We start from the raw sequence: 16,403 nt of genomic DNA on the forward strand, positions 1-16,403 counted from the left end.
GTTCAGTTATGGAAGCTGGAAAAAACTTGGAGACGTAGCGGGTGGAGGCTGGATGAGTGCGCAAAAAGAAATTTATGCATTGTTCTGGGTGTTTGTTTTGGCTTCAACTTTAGTCGTTGTGTTCTGTGGCTTGTATCTGATATTTTTTCGAATGAATGAGTTGCTAAGGAATTTAAGTCGTAGTTTGTATATTCAAAAAATCAAGTGGATGGCCGATGTCGGAGAAGGCGCCGGAGAGATTATTTACGATGGAATAACCAAATGAGAAGTGAGCAGGAAACTAATTTTTTGCTTGTCGCGGGAGGAGGGATTTTTTTGCTGGGTGCGGTATTTTTCGTTGGGCAAATATATTTGGTTTTCTTTCGAAAGGATGAGGTGTTTGGGGCGCTGCACAGCTCAAGCGGTCTAAGGCGGAGGCGGACGGCGGTGGGTGAAGGAGTGCTTGGTGACTACTTTACGATGTTAAGTGTCGGTGCTTTCTTGCTGTTTCCTGAGCGAGCAATCAAACAAGGCGAGTTGAGTCGAGAGGATTTTATATATTTTCCAAAAAGCCTGCTCAGGGTGGTTAGGTTTCTTTACTCAGTGGGGTTGGTGGGAGCCGTATTTTTATTGGGTGTAGGTGTGGTTGGGGTAGTGGCAGGTTGGCTGAAATAATCCGATGCCAAGCGCGAGTAATGGAATAACGACATTGGGCCAGCCGGTGTGACTAGTATCTCAGGGTGAGGAAGGGGCTCGATGATGAAGCAGGCAGATCCCAGGGAGGTACTTACTGGTGAGAAGCGATATTGAATTACTGTATTTCCTGAGCGTCGGAATAATTATGTTGGTAGAGCTTATAGTCGTCGTCCTGTTATTGTATTTTTCATATTTTCGAATGGATGAGATCGTTTCTGGTTTTAGCCGGAGCAGGTTCTTTTTGTCGCGAAGGATATTTAATGGTAGAGATCCTTGCTCCCGGTTTTTTTTTGATGATCAGCGTGGGTGCTACTCTTCTGTTCTCATCGCGCGCTTTGAAGAGTGGTGAGTTGGATTGCGAGGATTGCAAGGAGTTTTCAGCGCGATTGAGACGAAAGATACAGTTTATTTATTTAGTTGGGCTGGTTAATGGTTTTTTCCTGTTTTCCATGACCGGATTAGGCAAATGGGTAGGTTGGGTTCGGTGATAGTTCGGTTCGGTGGGAGGGGGCTTGCTGCCGTGTCGATCCGATTTCTATATCACGCGCGGGCTGGGTTTTTGTTGCTCCTGTCCGGGTACGTGTCGATTCACTGAATCCCACTCGCGCCATATAGCTGCCTGGGTTTGTCCATTTGTTATCGAGCAAACCCAGGACCGCAGACCCTATCTCGGGTCAACCACATCCAATGCCCGGTTCGCCAGCAACTGGCTCAACTCGATCATCTGTTGCACCCCCAGCGCGATATGTCGTCGGGAACCGTCCAGGTCGAAGGCCAGGTCGCTGACCATGGCGTTGGCCGAGGCCAGGGTTTCGCTGAGGTTGGCGAGCAGGCATTCGGCGTCGATGTCAGGGGCGATGACGAAAAGGGTATCAGGGGTGTTGGACATTTTTTTCTCAGCTTTTGGCTTCAGGTAATAGTCCAGGGCGCGGGTGGCGGCTTCGTCGAGTTTCTTGGCGTTGGTCGATTGAGTGCGGGAAATGTGGTCTTTCGGGGGATTCGGCGTTGGCTTGGACATAGTCTTGGATCCTTAAGTTGGAGCCACTGCCAATCCGCTACTAAACGAGATGGGCGGCAGCTGTACGCAGGTTAGTAGACCGGGGATCCAAGGAACCGGCGCGCCCGAGGGCGCCCTGCGCACAGCCACCATTGAGCACAGGTAAAAAACACCCAGCTGAATGGAGCGGTGAGCACCTTGGAATACCGAGCTACTAAACCCGATCACTGATGGGCAGTGACGGAATCAAAGTACCGGTGGCCTCCAAGGCGCACAAGCCGGCGGATTCTGGCTTAGTTGTAGGCAACGGCGCAAGGCACTGTAGCCTTCCGTTGTAGTTCCGATAGGGGATGAGTGTAGGACGGTGTAGGTTCGGATCGGTAGCGGGCGGCCGGATGGAAAAGGGGCTGCTGCGCAGCCCAGCGGGAGCAAGCTCCCTCGCCACGGCGGGCGGTTCTGCCGCTCGGCCGCGAACCCCTGACGTTCGACGCGCTTCAAGGTAAACTCGTCGCCCTTCGCAGGAGCCGCCATGAATTATCGCCACGCCTTCCACGCCGGCAATCACGCCGATGTGTTCAAACACCTGACCTTGACTCGCCTCATCGCCTTGATGTCGCGCAAGGAACAGCCCTTCGCCTATCTCGATACTCACGCGGGCATCGGGCTTTACGATTTGCAGGGCGACCAGGCCAATCGCACCGGTGAATACCTGGAAGGCATCGCGCGGTTATGGGATCAGGACGATCTGCCGCCCCTGACCGCCGATTACATGAAGGTGCTGCACGAGATGAACCCGGACGGCCAGTTGCGCTATTACCCGGGCTCACCGGAGCTGGCGCGGCGCCTGACCCGGTCGCAGGATCGGGTGTTGCTCAACGAGAAGCATCCGGAGGACGGCGTGCTGCTCAAGGACAACATGAAGGGTGATCGTCGCGTGGCGGTGCATCTGGGCGAAGGCTGGCACGTTCCTCGTGCGTTGCTGCCGGTGGCAGAGAAGCGCGCGCTGATGTTGATCGATCCGCCGTTTGAACAGCTGGATGAGATGCAGCGCTGCGCCGCCTCGCTCAAGGAGGCCGTCGGCCGGATGCGCCAGACGGTGGCGGCGATCTGGTATCCCGTGAAAGACCAACGCATGTTGCGTCGTTTCTATCAGGACCTGGCGGGCACAGGCGCGCCGAAGTTGTTGCGGGTGGAGTTGCTCGTGCATCCGTTGGCCACGCCCAACAGCCTGAACGGCTCCGGCCTGGCCATCGCCAACCCGCCATGGGGGCTTGAGGAAGAGTTGCGTGAGTTGCTGCCGTGGTTGTCGAAGAAGCTTGGGCAGACCCAGGGTGGCTGGCAGATGGATTGGTTGATCGCTGAAAGCTGATCGCTGAGCCGATGCATTCAGGTCGTCAGGCAGGACGCCTTCGCGAGCAAGCCCGCTCCCACATGGGGTGTCGAGGTGTACGCAACATCTGTGTCCGCCCCGGGCCCCTGTGGGAGCGAGCTTGCTCGCGATGGCGGCGGCACATCCAACATCACCGCCCCAGATCCACCGCTATCGCGAGCAAGCTCGCTCCCACATGGGGATCTGAGGCGTACGCAAGAGTTGTGTACGCCACCGGACCTGTGGGAGCGGGCTTGCTCGCGAAGCTTTTCAGGACCAGAACGTCAGATCGGGCAAGTCACGCCCGTGCCGCCAATCCCGCAATACCCCTCAGGGTTCTTGGCCAGGTATTGCTGGTGATACGCCTCGGCAAAGTAGAACGTCGGCGCTTCGTCGATTTCGGTAGTGATTTCGCCTTTACCGGCCTTGTTCAGCTCAGCCTGGAACACGTCTTTGCTGTTCTTCGCCGCTTCCAGTTGCTCGGGCGTGGTGCAATAGATCACCGAGCGATATTGGGTGCCAATGTCATTTCCCTGGCGCATGCCCTGGGTCGGGTTGTGCAGTTCCCAGAACATTTTCAGAAGCTGCTCGTAGCTGACCTTCGCCGGCTCGTAGACCACCAGCACCACTTCGCTGTGGCCGGTCAGGCCCGAGCAGACCTCCTCATACGTCGGGTTCGGCGTAAAGCCGCCCGCATAACCCACTGCGGTACTGACCACGCCTTCACGTTGCCAGAACTTGCGCTCCGCGCCCCAGAAGCAGCCGAGGCCGAAGATGGCGAAATCCACGTCCATGGCAAACGGGCCCAGCAGCGGCGCGTCGTGGACGAAGTGTTTTTCCGGCACGGCCATCGGGGTTTCACGGCCGGGAAGAGCTTGATCGGGAGTAGGGAGCACGTTTTTGTTCACCAGGATTTCCGAGCGCAAGACCATCATCAGTCCTCTCAGTCAGATTGAGTTGAGCGAAATAGACCGTCAGTGTGCCTCAGAAAAGCCGCCGCAAGCTATAAGCGACTGTCAGACCAGCGGGCCGCGCGGGTAGCGCTTGAGCTTCTCGATAAGCTCTGTGCCGGGGATCGGCCGGTCGAAGAGGTAGCCTTGGCCGACGTCGCAGCGATGGCGGCGCAGGAAGGCGAGCTGCTGGGCGGTTTCGATGCCTTCGGCCACGACCTTGAGTTTCAGGTTGTGGGCCATGGCGATCACCGCGGAGGTGATTTCCATGTCGTCCTGGTTGTCCGGGATCTCATGGATGAAGCTGCGATCGATCTTGATGATGTCGATCGGGAATTTCTTCAGATAGCTCAAGGACGAATAACCGGTGCCGAAGTCATCCATCGCCAGGGTCAGGCCCAGGCGCTTGAGCTGGTCGAGCTGCAGGTGGGTGTCTTCGGTCGCTTCGAGCAGCAGGCCTTCGGTCAGTTCCAGCTCCAGCAACCGCGCGGGCAATTGTTCTTCCTTGAGGATGCTGGCAATCGAGGCCACCAGGTCCGGATCGGAAAACTGCTTGGGTGACAAGTTGATCGCCACTTGCAGGTTGCCCAGGCCGGCGGCGGTCAGCTGTTTGCTCATACGGCAGGCCTGGCGGGCGATCCATTTGCCGATGGGGATGATCAGGCCGGTTTCTTCGGCCACGCTGATGAACTGGTCCGGGCGGATCATGCCCTTCTCTGGGTGGTTCCAGCGCAGCAGCGCCTCCATGCCCAGCAGGCGACCGCTGCGCAGGCAGAGCTTGGGCTGGTAGAAGACATCCAGTTCATTCTGAGTCAGGGCCCGGCGCAGGTTGTTTTCCACGAACAGCTTGTAACTGGCCTCGGCGTTCAGGGCCTCGGTGAACACCTGGACCTGATGCTTGCCGTTGGCCTTGGCCTTGTGCAGGGCGAGGCCGGCGTTGCGCATCAGCGTCTGCGGGTCGCGACCGTGCAGCGGCGCGCAGGCCAGGCCCACGGAGCCGGTCACGCTGATCAATTGGTTATCGACGAACATCGGCTTATCGAGTGTCATCAGCAACTGGCTGGCGATCTGTTGCCCGGCCTCGAGGTCGGTGTCGTCCAGCAGTACCGCGAATTCGTTACTGGCGAAGCGCGCCAGGCTGCCGCTGGGGCTCAGGCTGTTGCGCAGGCGCCGGGCCAGGCTGATCAGCAGTTTGTCGCCGGTCTGGTGGCCGAGGCTGTCGTTGATGCGCTTGAAGTTGTCGATGTCCACCAGCAGCAGGCTGATGGGCGAGTCGCTGTCCCGGGCGAAGCGTTCATCGAGGTTGCGAATGAACGCCGGTCGGTTGCCCAGGTTGGTCAGGTTGTCGGTATAGGCCAGGCGCTCGATGCGCTGCTGGGCCAGTTTGGTCTGGGTGATGTCTTCGTAGATGCCGATGTAGTGCGTCAGTTCGCGGTTGTCGCCATAGACCTTGGAAATCGACAGCTGGCCCCAGTAGGGTTCGAGGTTCTTGCGCCGACTCTTGAATTCGCCCTGCCAGCTATTGCTCTGGGCCAGGGCTGAGGGCGCATCGAACAGCAGCTCGCTGAGATTCTCCAAGGCTGGCAGCTCGGACAGCCGTTGGCCGTGGACCTCCTCGGTGGTGTACTGGGTGATGGCGGTGAAGCTCGGGTTGACGTATTCCACCACGCCGTCGCAGTTGACCAGCAGGAACGCATTGGCGCTCTGTTCCACGGCGCGCTGGAACAGATGCAGGGCGCTGGTGGCGGTGCGGCGGTTGTGGTTGTTGATGACCTGGGCGAATTGGTCTGCCAGTTCGCCGGCGAAGGCGATTTCGTCCGACTGCCAGGCGCGGGTGACGCCCACTTGTTCCAGGCATAGGACGCCGACCACCTGGCCATCGATCCGGATGCTGGCGTCGAGAATGGCGTTGACGTCGCGGGCCCGCAGGTTCTCGGCCATTTCCCGGGTGCGCGGGTCGCGCATCGCATTGTGCGCATCGATGGCTCGGCAGGTCTGCAGTGCCTCCATGTAATTTGGAAAGTCGTTGGCGTTGATGACATCCGGAAGGAAGTAGTCCTGGGAGGCGCGGTTATAGGCCGAGATCGGCACCAGTTTGCCGTCTTCCAGGTTCCAGATGCTTGCGCAGTCGATCTGGTAGATATCGCAGGCGCTGCGGGTAATCAGCTCGGCGGCCTCTTGCAGCGAGTTGTTGGCGCTGTAGCGCTGGCGGGTCAGCAGCAGGATCAAGTCTTGTTGGGCGCGGACCCGGTCCAGGTGCTGGAGCTGTTCCTGCTGGGCGCGCTGGTTCAGTTCCAGGGCAATCTGCAGTCGTGAGTTCTGGGTTTCCAGATCGACGGCCGGCAAGGACGGCTCGTCTTGCAGCAGGTCGTCGACGACCAACAGATAACCGCGCAGCAGGTGACGATTGTGCTGCCTGTAGGCCTCACCGGTCTCCAGCAGGTTCATCGGCCCCTTGGCGGTGTGCAGCGTATAGCGGATCAGGTAGTGGGACGCCTGGGCCAGTTGCTGCTGGATTGCGTCATGCAACTGATAGCGCGCTTCCGGCTCCATCAGGCTGGCGTATGGCGAACTGACCAGTGAGCACAGTTCCACGGCCGGCAAGCCGAAGTAGCGTTCGCAGTTGGGGTCGAGGAACAGCAGCGCCCAGCTTGCTTCATTCAGCCGTTCGAAACGCAGCATACCGAGCCGCGAGGGCACCGGTAACTGCGTCACTACCTCGGCCGCCATACGGCTGGCGGCATCGGGTTGGCTTTTCATGGGGAAACTCGCTTCGAAAATGCTGATCGCGCCGGGCTGACGCCCTCGTCATTACGGATTGCCGCAAGGTTGCATCATTGCGGCCCTGGCTGACAAGAGACATGAAGGCCAAGTGCTATAAACCTTTTATCGGCCGACAAAGGGATTTCTCCAGTTGCCAACCGATCAGAGGTATTCATTGGCCTGCCGCCGATCAGCGCAGCGGTATATCGACGACCTCCAACGGAGCGCCGTCACGGTCATGAAACGTTACCTGAACGCTCTGGGCCGTGACTTTCAGCTGAGCGAAGTTGTCCTGGCTGATCACCTTGCTGGTCAGTTCATATTGGTACTCACCGCTTGGAGCCCGGGCCATGGGTTTACCAAAAATAAAAGTCGAGGCCTTGGCGTAGGGCAGCAGCTTGCTGTTGCAAAACGGCGACGAAACGATGGTATGAACCTGGAAGTCAGGATCCTGGCTATGCGCCAACAGGCTCGTCAGGGAGCCATGCACGTCACCAGACACGAAAATCACGTTCTTGATTCGATGGCTGCGGATGGCCTCCAGCAGTCGCAGGCGCTGCGCCGGAAAGGTCTGCCAGGCGTCCCCGCCATTGAGTCGACGGTCGGGGTAGAACATGACGCTGGTGACGACGAACTTGACGCGGGCGGTGCTGTTGATCAGCCAGTCGAGCAGCGATTGTTCCTGTTCGGCATCCAGGATGCGCCGGTCTTCCATCGACAGGTTGCGGCGAGTCCGACTGTCGGTCACGAACCATTCGATATCGCCGTGGGCAAATAAATACCAATAACGGGGCAGGGCTTGGCTTAGCGTGCCGTCGCTTAAAAGTTCATGGGCCGGGCTATGGCTGGCTTGATAAGTCTCATAGGCGTCCAGGGCATTTGCATAAAGTGATTCATCGTTCTTGTTTCTGTTGGTCGGCCAGTTGTCTTCTATTTCATGATCGTCGAGCATCATGTAAGTGGGAACGCTGGACATCAACTTCTTTATGTGGGGTTGGGAAAACGCCGTGCGGTATTTGAATAACATGTCCTTGTGGCTGCGGTCCGGGGCAATGATGTTCAAGTCGTCGAGATAAACCTGGTCTCCGGTCATCAGCACGGCGCTGATTGGCGGATCGGCCTGTTCGACGATTCGGTTGATGCCGGCGAACGTGCGGTCCCCCAGCGCTGGTCGCGATGGGACGCCAGCGGTGATCCGAAGGTATCGGCAAGAGCCGACGATATAGCTGCGCGCTGCGTCGCTCTTGTCGGGTGGTGTGCGCAGTTGATAAACGTCCTTGGGCCATTGCAATGGTAATTCCAGGATGGTTTCGACGGTATGGGCCGGGCTCAAGGTGGATTTCCAGCCGGCCTGGTATTCATAAGCGGTATTGGACTGGAGACCTTTCAATACGATGACGGCGGAAAAGTCGCGGTAGGAAAACAGTCGGACAAACTTTCCTCTTGACCAGGCGATGTCGCCTTTTCGCCTGTAGCGAATGCCGGCGAAGACGGGATTGTTATTGTCTTTATCGCCTCGTAGAAATACACGCGCGTGATCGGTTGTTGTATGGCCAAGAAGAGGGCCGACAGTAGGCTTTAACATGTTCGAATCCATTCGAAGTTATAAGAAGTGTTTGGTGGTTGAGGGCTGTTAGTAGGCGGTCGGAACTATGCTAAAGCGTTGCGCGCGATAAAGAGTTAGAGGGGAGGGGGCGTCTGTTGTGGGCAATGGCTAATAGAAGAAGTAGGTCTTGTTGCGTAACGGAGTAGGAAAAGTCGTGGTTGGATAAGACAGTTTTATCCAACCCAAAAAAAGCCCCGCCAAATGGGCGGGGTTGAGGTACGAGCGTGGCGCTCGGAAAACGACTGCCGAACGGCCCTCCGCGAAGAGGGCCTTTCGGTGTTACAGCAGGATGGTACGGATATCGCCCAGCAAGTCGCTCAAGCGCTTGGTGAAGCGCGCGGCGGCGGCGCCGTTGATCACACGGTGATCGTAGGACAGCGACAGTGGCAGCATCAGCTTCGGCTGGAAGGCCTTGCCGTCCCAGACTGGCTGGATAGTTGCCTTGGAAACGCCCAGGATCGCCACTTCCGGCGCGTTGACGATCGGCGTGAAGCCGGTGCCGCCAATGTGGCCGAGGCTGGAGATGGTGAAGCAGGCGCCCTGCATGTCGTCGGCGGTGAGCTTCTTGCTCCGGGCTTTTTCGGCCAGGGCAGCGGCTTCGGCAGCCAGTTGCAGCAGGCTCTTCTGGTCGACGTTGCGGATGACCGGTACCAGCAGGCCTTCCGGGGTGTCGACGGCAAAGCCGATGTGCACGTATTTCTTGCGGATCACCGCCTTGCCGCTTGGGGCCAGGGAGGCGTTGAAGTCCGGCAGTTCCTTGAGCAGGTGCGCACAGGCCTTGAGCAGCAGCGGCAGTACGGTCAGCTTGACGCCGGCCTTTTCCGCCACGGCTTTCTGCGCGACGCGGAAAGCTTCCAGCTCGGTGATGTCAGCCTGGTCGAACTGAGTCACGTGCGGGATGTTCAGCCAGCTGCGATGCAGGCTCGACGCGCCGATCTGCATCAGGCGAGTCATGGCCACTTCTTCGGTTTCGCCGAAGCGGCTGAAGTCCACCGCCGGGATCGGCGGGATGCCCGCGCCGCCGGTGGCGCCTTCGGCTGGAGCGTTCTTGGCCTTCTGCATCATGGCCTTGACGTAGGCCTGCACGTCTTCCTTCAGCACGCGACCGTGAGGACCGCTTGGGCCGACGGCCGACAACTCGACACCGAATTCACGGGCCAGCTGACGCACCGCAGGGCCGGCGTGCACCTTGGCACCGCTAGGCGCAGGCGCGGCGGCGACAGGGGCAGGCGCAGGCGCTGCTTCGGCCTTGGCCGCAGGCGCGGCGGCTGGCGCTGGTGCTGCTTCAGCCTTGGCGGCCGGCGCAGCGGCCTGGGCTGGTGCGGCAGGTGCCGAGGCACCCGCTACTTTCAGCTTCAGGATCAGGTCGCCAGTGCCGACTTCGTCTTCCAGCTTGACCTCGACGCTTTCCACCACGCCGGCGGCTGGCGAAGGGATTTCCATGCTGGCCTTGTCGGATTCCAGGGTGATCAGCGACTGGTCGGCTTCGACGGTGTCGCCGGCCTTGACCAGGACTTCGATGATCTTGGCCTTGCCCGACGAACCGATGTCCGGGACGTGAATGTCCTGGACCGTGGCAGCGGCAGGCGCGGCGGCTGGAGCGGGAGCCGCTTCGGCAGCCGGCGCGGCGGCAGGCTTTTCAGCCGCTGCCGGGGCAGCAGCAGGGGCGGCCGCTTCAGGCGCCGCAGCGGCGCCCTCGACTTCCAGCTCCAGCAGTTCGTCGCCTTCTTTCAGGCGATCGCCCAGCTTCACTTTCAGGCTCTTGATCACACCGGCCTTCGGCGCAGGCACTTCCATGCTGGCCTTGTCCGACTCAAGCGTCAGGATGCTCTGGTCGGCTTCGATACGGTCGCCGACCTTCACAAACAGTTCAATTACTTCACCTTCACCGCTGCCGATGTCAGGTACGCGAATGAGTTCGCTCACGAAAATTCTCCTCAGCAGTCCAGTGGGTTGCGTTTTTCTGGATCGATGCCGAACTTGGCGATGGCTTCGGCCACCACTTTAGGTTCGATATCGCCACGGTCAGCCAGGGCTTCCAGGGCTGCCAACACAACGAACTTACGGTCGACTTCGAAGAAGTGACGCAGCTTCTTGCGGCTGTCGCTACGGCCGAAACCGTCGGTGCCCAGCACTTTGAATTCCTTGGAAGGAACCCACTGGCGGATCTGCTCGGCGAACAGCTTCATGTAGTCGGTGGAGGCGATGACCGGACCTTTGCGGCCGTTCAGGCATTCTTCGACGTAGCTCAACTTTGGCTTCTGGCCAGGGTGCAGGCGGTTGCTGCGCTCTACGGCCAAGCCGTCGCGACGCAGCTCGTTGAAGCTGGTGACGCTCCAGACGTCGGCGCCAACGTTGAACTCTTCACGCAGGATCTTCGCTGCTTCACGCACTTCGCGCAGGATGGTGCCGGAGCCCATCAGTTGCACGTGGTGCGCAGCTTCGCGGGTGTCTTCTTCGAGCAGGTACATGCCCTTGACGATGCCTGCCTCCACGCCGGCCGGCATGGCTGGCTGCTGGTAGGACTCGTTCATCACGGTGATGTAGTAGAAGACGTCCTGCTGCTCTTCGGTCATCTTCTTCATGCCGTCCTGGATGATCACCGCCAGCTCGTAGCCGTAGGTCGGATCATAGGTGCGGCAGTTCGGGATGGTCCCGGCCAGCATGTGGCTGTGGCCGTCTTCGTGCTGCAGGCCTTCACCGTTGAGGGTGGTGCGGCCGGCAGTGCCGCCGATGAGGAAGCCACGGGTACGGCTGTCGCCAGCGGCCCAGGCCAGGTCGCCGATACGCTGGAAGCCGAACATCGAGTAGAAGATGTAGAACGGCAGCATCGGCTGGTTGTGGCTGGAGTACGAAGTACCGGCCGCAATGAAGGAGCTCATGGCGCCCGCTTCGTTGATGCCTTCCTCGAGGATCTGGCCCTTCTTGTCTTCCTTGTAGAACATCACCTGGTCTTTATCGACTGGCTCGTAGAGCTGGCCGACGGACGAGTAGATGCCCAACTGGCGGAACATGCCTTCCATACCGAAGGTACGGGCTTCGTCCGGGATGATCGGGACGATGCGCTGGCCGATTTCCTTGTCCTTGACCAGTTGCGCGAGGATCCGCACGAAGGCCATGGTGGTGGAGATTTCACGGTCGCCCGAGCCGTCCAGGATCGCCTTGAGGGTTTCCAGTGGCGGGGTCGGGATGCTGAAGCTCTTGGCGCGGCGCTGTGGCACGAAACCGCCCAGGGCTGCGCGGCGCTCGGCCAGGTAGCGGGCTTCGGCGCTGCCTTCTTCGGGCTTGAAGAACGGCAGGTTTTCCAGCTCGCTGTCCTTGACCGGAATGTCGAAGCGGTCGCGGAACAGCTTCAAGCTCTCGACATCGACCTTCTTGGTGTTATGCGCGGTGTTCTTCGCTTCGCCGGCACCGGTGCCATAACCCTTGATGGTCTTGGCCAGGATGACAGTCGGTTGTTCTTTGTGGTTGACCGCCTGGTGGTACGCCGCGTAGACCTTGTACGGGTCGTGGCCACCACGGTTGAGCTTCCAGATCTCGTCGTCGGACAGGTCCGCAACCATGGCCTTGAGTTCAGGCGAGTTGAAGAAGTGCTCACGGACGAACGCGCCGTCCTTGGCCTTGTAGTTCTGGTATTCGCCGTCGATGACTTCGTCCATGCGACGCTGCAGGATGCCGTCGACGTCCTTGGCCAACAGTGGGTCCCAGAAACGGCCCCAGATGACTTTGTTGACGTTCCACTGGGCACCACGGAACACGCCTTCGAGTTCCTGGATGATCTTGGCGTTGCCGCGAACCGGGCCGTCGAGGCGCTGCAGGTTGCAGTTGATGACGAAGATCAGGTTGTCCAGCTTCTCGCGGCCGGCCAGGGAGATCGCGCCCAGGGATTCCGGCTCGTCGCACTCGCCGTCGCCCATGAAGCACCAGACTTTCTGCTTGCCTGGCTGGATGAAGCCACGGGCTTCCAGGTACTTCATGAAGCGCGCCTGGTAGATCGCCTGGATCGGGCCCAGGCCCATGGAAACGGTCGGGAACTGCCAGAAATCAGGCATCAGCCAAGGGTGCGGGTACGAGGACAGGCCGTTGCCGTCCACTTCCTGGCGGAAGTTGTTCATCTGGTCTTCGGTGATGCGGCCTTCCATGAACGCACGGGCGTAGACGCCTGGCGATGCGTGACCCTGGAAGTAGATCAGGTCGCCGCCGTGCTCGTCGGTCGGGGCCTGGAAGAAATAGTTGAAGCCGATGTCATACAGCGTCGCGCTGGAGGCGAAGCTGGAGATGTGACCGCCCAGGTCAGAATCTTTCAGGTTGGTACGCATGACCATGGCCAACGCGTTCCAGCGCACCAGCGAGCGAATGCGGCGTTCCATGAACAGGTCGCCAGGCATGCGTGCTTCGTGGGTAACGGGGATCGTGTTGCGGTACGGCGTGGTGATGGCGTAGGGCAGTTGCGAACCGCTGCGGGTTGCGAGTTCACCCATACGGGTCATCAGATAATGAGCACGGTCTTCGCCTTCTTTGTCGAGAACCGATTCCAGGGCGTCCAGCCATTCCTGGGTTTCGACGGGATCGAGGTCTTGCATGGCTTGCTCCAGGGCGGAAAGGCTACCAGAATCGGTTGCCTGAGTTTGCGACTGGCCTTGTGGGCAGACGATATAAATTCTTGGATTGCCGAAGGTTGTTTCGGCGGCGTGTAGTTTTACTACAAATCGTCGGCCGTTTCAGCCTTTCGAATGTATAGACGAGTAGTAAAACTACACATGAGCGGCTGATGGCCCCTCGTTTCGTTGTGAGAATAATCGTTACTGTTGGTCATTTGCCAACTCGAACAGGTAAAAACTTGATGCCGGCTGCCAATAAAATCAGAAAATCAGCTATTTATCATCTTTGTTCGACAGTCGATCAGGTAGTGTCTTCTGTAAAAACACTACATCCAGCCTTTCCCGCGCCGATCAAGGATAGACCATGAGCCTGCCCTCGCTTGCCGAAATGCCGGCAATTCTCCAGTCATTGGTCAGTCGCGCCGAGCAGTCGTTCCGCGCGGCGGTCGCGCTCCTTGACGACGATCATGGATTGTCGACCTGGACGCCGCAGCGTTGGGCCGAGTTCAACCGCGTTACCGCCGCCAGTGACTTCGTCATCGAGCAAAGTGTACGAGATCCTTTGATGCTGTTGGCACTGGTGCGCAGCGGCGAACTGGACCGCAGCCTGGCGCCCGGTGAAATGTGCGCGCAGATTGGTGCCGCCGTACAGGCCGCCGAAACCGAAGACGAACTGGGCCGCGTCCTCCGTCGCCAGCGTACCCGCCAGCAGGTGCGGATCATCTGGCGTGACCTGACCCGCCAGGCCGATCTGGTCCAGACCTGCCGGGACCTCTCGGACATGGCCGACACCTGCATCGACCAAGCCTATCAATGGTTGTATCAGCGTCTCAGCCAACAGTTCGGCACACCCACCGGTCGACGCAGTGGCGAGCCGCAGCAGATGGTCATCCTGGGCATGGGCAAGCTCGGCGCGGTGGAGCTGAACCTGTCGTCGGACATCGACCTGATCTTCGCCTACCCCGAGGGCGGCGAAACCGTCGGCGCCAAGCGGCCGCTGGATAACCAGGAGTTTTTCATCCGCGTCGGCCAGCGCCTGATCAAGGCCCTCGACCCGATGACCGTCGATGGCTTTGTGTTCCGCGTCGACATGCGCCTGCGTCCCTACGGCTCGGCCGGTGCGCTGGTGCTGAGCTTCAACGCGCTGGAGCAGTATTACCAGGACCAGGGGCGCGACTGGGAACGCTACGCCATGATCAAGGCGCGGGTGGTGGCGGGCGACCAGGTGGCCGGCGCGCAACTGCTCGACATGCTGCGCCCGTTCGTCTATCGCCGTTACCTGGATTTTTCCGCCATCGAAGCGCTGCGCACCATGAAGCAGTTGATCCAGCAAGAAGTGCGGCGCAAGGGCATGGCCGACAACATCAAGCTGGGTTCGGGCGGCATTCGCGAGGTGGAGTTCATTGCCCAGGCGTTCCAGTTGATCCACGGCGGTCGCGACTTGAGCTTGCAGCAGCGACCGCTGCTCAAAGTGTTAAGCACGCTGGAGGGCCAGGGGTACTTGCCGGCAAAGGTGATTGATGAGCTGCGCCAGGGCTACGAATTCCTGCGGTATACCGAGCATGCGATCCAGGCCATCGCCGACCGCCAGACCCAGATGCTGCCGGACAGTGCCCAGGATCAGGCGCGCATTGCGTTCATGCTGGGCTTTGCTGATTGGAGTGCGTTTCACGAACAACTGATGTACTGGCGCGGGCGCGTGGCCTGGCATTTTGGCCAGGTCATCGCCGATCCCGATGAAGAAGAGGGCAGCGAAGGCGAAGTGGCGGTGGGGGGCGAATGGTTGCCGCTGTGGGAAGACAGCCAGGATGAGGAAGCGGCGTGTCGCCAGTTGGAAGAAGGCGGTTTCGCCGATGCGTCCAAGGCACTGAAGGCCCTTGCGGCGCTGCGCTCGAGTCCGCAGTTACGCGCCATGCAGCGCCTGGGACGTGAGCGCCTGGACGCCTTCATTCCGCGCCTGCTGGCCCAGGCGGTGGAACATGCTGATCCGGACCTGGTGCTGGAGCGGGTATTGCCGTTGGTGGAGGCCGTGGCTCGTCGCTCGGCTTATCTGGTGTTGCTGACAGAAAACCCCGGTGCACTGCGTCGCTTGCTGACGCTGTGCGCGGCGAGTCCGTGGATCGCTGAACAAATCACCCGTTTCCCCTTGCTGCTCGATGAATTGCTCAACGAAGGTCGCTTGTTCAAGCCGCCCTTGGCGCCAGAGTTGGCGGCGGAGCTTCGTGAACGCCTGACGCGTATTCCCGAGGATGATCTCGAGCAACAGATGGAGGCGTTGCGGCACTTCAAGCTGGCCCACCGTCTGCGGGTGGCGGCTTCGGAAATCGCCGGCAGCCTGCCTTTGATGAAAGTCAGCGATTACCTGACCTGGCTGGCCGAGGCGATTCTCGAACAAGTGCTGGCGCTCGCCTGGCGCCAGACCGCGGCCAAGCATGGCGTGCCGTTGCGTACCGACGGCAGCTTGTGCGATCCGGGGTTCATTATTGTCGGTTATGGGAAGGTCGGCGGTTTGGAGTTGGGGCATGGTTCCGACCTGGACCTGGTGTTTATCCACGATGGCGATCCGCAGGCGGAAACCGATGGCCCGAAACCCATCGACGGTGCCCAGTTCTTTACCCGGCTCGGCCAGCGGATCATCCACCTGCTGACGGCCCAGACCAACTCCGGGCAGTTATATGAAGTGGACATGCGTTTGCGACCATCCGGCGCATCGGGTTTGCTGGTCAGCTCCTTAGGGGCGTTTGCCCGCTACCAGGAGAACGAAGCCTGGACTTGGGAGCATCAGGCGTTGGTGCGCGCGCGGGTGCTGGTGGGTAGCCAGGATGTGGGCCAGGCCTTCGAGAAAGTTCGCGTCCAGGTGTTGGGACGCAAGCGGGACCTGCCGACGCTGCGCCAGGAGGTGAGCGAAATGCGCGCCAAGATGCGCGACAACCTTGGCAGCAAGGCCACAGCCGCCGGGACCGCGCCGAATGCCTTCGAAGCCACGGCACCCTTCGACCTCAAGCAAGATGCCGGAGGTATCGTCGATATTGAATTTATGGTGCAATACGCGGCCCTGGCGTGGTCCGAGGAGCATCCTTCGCTGGTGCGCTACACCGATAACATCCGCATCCTGGACGGGCTGCAGGAGGTCGGGTTGATGCCTGCCGAAGATGCCACGCTGTTGCGCGAGGCCTACAAGGCCTACCGCTCCGCCGCCCATCGCCAGGCCTTGCAGAAAGACGCCGGGGTGATCGCAGGCGACCAGTTCGTGGACGAGCGCCGGCAGGTGATGCGGATCTGGCGGGAGCTGGGACTGAGCTGAGTATTGATAAATGTGGGAGCGAGCTTGCTCGCGATAGCGGAGCGTCAGGCAACATTGATGTTGGATGTACAGGCCTCATCGCGAGCAAGCTCGCTCCCACAGTGGATTGGCGGTGTTGCACCGTGCTGAGGACAGATG

Annotated in this window: 11 protein-coding genes; 5 read left to right on the forward strand and 6 right to left on the reverse strand. The window is 59.8% G+C overall.

Annotated features, from left to right (window positions below; genetic code table 11):
* Positions 1 to 52 precede the first annotated feature (52 nt).
* The 3 genes from KSS97_RS03475 to KSS97_RS03485 all read left to right on the forward strand — a co-directional run bounded on the left by KSS97_RS03475 (position 53) and on the right by KSS97_RS03485 (position 1,163).
* Positions 53 to 265, forward strand: coding sequence for a hypothetical protein (locus tag KSS97_RS03475; RefSeq protein WP_198797241.1), 213 nt, complete (start codon positions 53 to 55; stop codon positions 263 to 265).
* Complete coding sequence (locus KSS97_RS03480) at positions 262 to 654, forward strand: hypothetical protein (RefSeq protein ID WP_217861098.1); 393 nt, start codon at positions 262 to 264, stop codon at positions 652 to 654. The genes KSS97_RS03475 and KSS97_RS03480 overlap by 4 nt, the downstream gene beginning before the upstream one ends.
* 281 nt (positions 655 to 935) lie before the next feature.
* Entirely contained in the window at positions 936 to 1,163 is a 228-nt protein-coding gene (locus tag KSS97_RS03485) for a hypothetical protein (protein WP_217861099.1), read from the forward strand.
* A 176-nt stretch (positions 1,164 to 1,339) separates the two neighbouring features.
* Here KSS97_RS03485 and KSS97_RS03490 read toward each other — a convergent pair whose 3' ends face one another.
* Positions 1,340 to 1,693, reverse strand: coding sequence for a DUF6124 family protein (locus tag KSS97_RS03490; RefSeq protein WP_030140925.1), 354 nt, complete (start codon positions 1,691 to 1,693; stop codon positions 1,340 to 1,342).
* Between the two features lie 508 nt (positions 1,694 to 2,201).
* On the opposite strand from KSS97_RS03490, the gene KSS97_RS03495 reads away from it, so the two are divergent.
* Complete coding sequence (locus KSS97_RS03495) at positions 2,202 to 3,041, forward strand: 23S rRNA (adenine(2030)-N(6))-methyltransferase RlmJ (protein ID WP_217861100.1); 840 nt, start codon at positions 2,202 to 2,204, stop codon at positions 3,039 to 3,041.
* Positions 3,042 to 3,325: 284 nt separating this feature from the next.
* Here the strand turns inward: KSS97_RS03495 and msrA are convergent, their stop codons facing one another.
* The 5 genes from msrA to aceE all read right to left on the reverse strand — a co-directional run bounded on the left by msrA (position 3,326) and on the right by aceE (position 12,943).
* The gene (gene msrA, locus KSS97_RS03500) at positions 3,326 to 3,973 is read right to left on the reverse strand and encodes a peptide-methionine (S)-S-oxide reductase MsrA (protein WP_030140923.1); all 648 of its coding nucleotides are present in this window, start codon (positions 3,971 to 3,973) and stop codon (positions 3,326 to 3,328) included.
* An 84-nt stretch (positions 3,974 to 4,057) separates the two neighbouring features.
* The gene (locus KSS97_RS03505) at positions 4,058 to 6,751 is read right to left on the reverse strand and encodes a putative bifunctional diguanylate cyclase/phosphodiesterase (RefSeq protein WP_030140922.1); all 2,694 of its coding nucleotides are present in this window, start codon (positions 6,749 to 6,751) and stop codon (positions 4,058 to 4,060) included.
* Positions 6,752 to 6,944: 193 nt separating this feature from the next.
* Positions 6,945 to 8,339, reverse strand: a complete 1,395-nt coding sequence (locus tag KSS97_RS03510; protein WP_030140921.1) for an alkaline phosphatase D family protein — start codon at positions 8,337 to 8,339, stop codon at positions 6,945 to 6,947.
* A gap of 300 nt (positions 8,340 to 8,639) precedes the next feature.
* Positions 8,640 to 10,286, reverse strand: a complete 1,647-nt coding sequence (aceF, locus tag KSS97_RS03515; RefSeq protein WP_198797238.1) for a dihydrolipoyllysine-residue acetyltransferase — start codon at positions 10,284 to 10,286, stop codon at positions 8,640 to 8,642.
* A gap of 11 nt (positions 10,287 to 10,297) precedes the next feature.
* Positions 10,298 to 12,943 (reverse strand): pyruvate dehydrogenase (acetyl-transferring), homodimeric type, encoded by a 2,646-nt coding sequence (aceE, locus tag KSS97_RS03520; protein WP_030140218.1) that lies wholly within the window; start codon positions 12,941 to 12,943, stop codon positions 10,298 to 10,300.
* A 382-nt stretch (positions 12,944 to 13,325) separates the two neighbouring features.
* On the opposite strand from aceE, the gene glnE reads away from it, so the two are divergent.
* Positions 13,326 to 16,265, forward strand: coding sequence for a bifunctional [glutamate--ammonia ligase]-adenylyl-L-tyrosine phosphorylase/[glutamate--ammonia-ligase] adenylyltransferase (gene glnE, locus KSS97_RS03525; RefSeq protein ID WP_198797237.1), 2,940 nt, complete (start codon positions 13,326 to 13,328; stop codon positions 16,263 to 16,265).
* Positions 16,266 to 16,403 lie beyond the last annotated feature (138 nt).

The organism is Pseudomonas alvandae, assembly GCF_019141525.1.
In the GTDB taxonomy this organism is placed as follows: domain Bacteria; phylum Pseudomonadota; class Gammaproteobacteria; order Pseudomonadales; family Pseudomonadaceae; genus Aquipseudomonas; species Aquipseudomonas alvandae.